1 protein-coding gene is annotated in these 1,414 nt (G+C 39.0%); it reads right to left on the reverse strand.

Annotation, left to right across the window (positions count from 1 at the left end; genetic code table 11):
• Positions 1–92: 92 nt before the first annotated feature.
• Entirely contained in the window at positions 93–1,373 is a 1,281-nt protein-coding gene (locus IIF7_RS20550) for a TIM barrel protein (RefSeq protein ID WP_084843553.1), read from the reverse strand.
• Positions 1,374–1,414: the final 41 nt, after the last annotated feature.

Genomic DNA, 1,414 nt, shown 5'->3' on the forward strand with positions numbered 1-1,414 from the left:
CGATAGGCCATTTTAAATCTTTCGTGTTTCTTGAATCAATTACAGTTTATCTATTCTCTAACATCTAACTACTCAGTACTAGATACGAACTTCTACAATCCCGTTGCTACCGTTTTTAATCCGCGGGCTTCGATTAGCGTTTTGCGAACATCGAATGCGCGGTAGGCTTCAACAGGATTTACAGCTGCGCCACTTTTAGCTCTTGCTGCTTTTACGATCGGGCGAACATCGGTTCTATAAGCATCCTGCAAAATTTCCTGACATTTGGTAACATCATTATTTAGTTGCGCTTCTTTTAATGCTTTTTGATCAACTAACAATGCCTGAGCGTAAGCAATTAAAATAGCTTCCAGCGATTGTAATAAGTCTTCTAGTGGATCTTTGATGTTATGACTCGCATCGATCATCCACGCCGGATACGGGTTTTGCGGATTGTTTTCCATTCCATAAACCAATTCATTAAAAATTAAGAACAGGGCATAAGGCTTTATGGAACCTACCGTTAGATCGTCGTCACCGTATTTGCTATCGTTAAAATGGAATCCGCCTAACTTGCCTTTATACATTAAGGTAGCCACGATTTGCTCGATATTGGTATTTGGTAAATGATGCCCTAAATCGACCAAAGTGAAAGCACGATTTCCACAAGCATTGGCTAACATAAATGATGTTCCCCAATCCTGAATGGTAGTACTATAAAAGTTAGGTTCGTAAGGTTTATACTCGATAAAAAGCTTCCAGTCTTCTGGCATTGAAGCGTAGATTTCTTTTAGGCTTTTTTCGGAGTTTTGCAACGCATTTTGAAAATTCAGCTGTCCCGGAAAACTTGCTCCATCTGCCAACCAAACGGTTAAACTTTTAGAACCAAGTTGTTCTCCAATGCGAATTACTTCCTTATTATGCTCAACGGCATATTCACGAGAAGCTTGATTGATACTATTCAGGGAACCGAACTTATAAGTCGCTTGCGCATCAGGTTGATCTTGGAAGGTATTCGAGTTCATCGCATCAAAAATAATATCGTGACTTTTTGCAATATCTTTGATCGCATTTACATCTTCAGGAATATCCCACGGGATATGTAAGGAAACCGCACCCGCCGTTTTGGTGAGCGCGTGTAAAATGCCAATATCGTCTAACTTTTGTTCTAAAGAAGAAGGTTCTCCTCCGTAAGAAAAGCGACCAAATCGCGTTCCGCCGGCACCTAATGCCCAACTCGGAATCGCTACCTGAAAATCGGCTAATTTTTGTATAATTTCATCTATCGAAATTCCTTTTTTTGCAAACTTATTTTTAATGTAATCGATTTCATTTTTAAATGAATCGTTTTGCTTTTTATTGAATTCTGATAGTTGATCAGTATTTATTTTCATCCTTTTAAAGAATTTTTATCGTCATCCCGGACTTGATCCGG

It is taken from the genome of Zunongwangia atlantica 22II14-10F7 (assembly GCF_002094855.1).
In the GTDB taxonomy this organism is placed as follows: domain Bacteria; phylum Bacteroidota; class Bacteroidia; order Flavobacteriales; family Flavobacteriaceae; genus Zunongwangia; species Zunongwangia atlantica.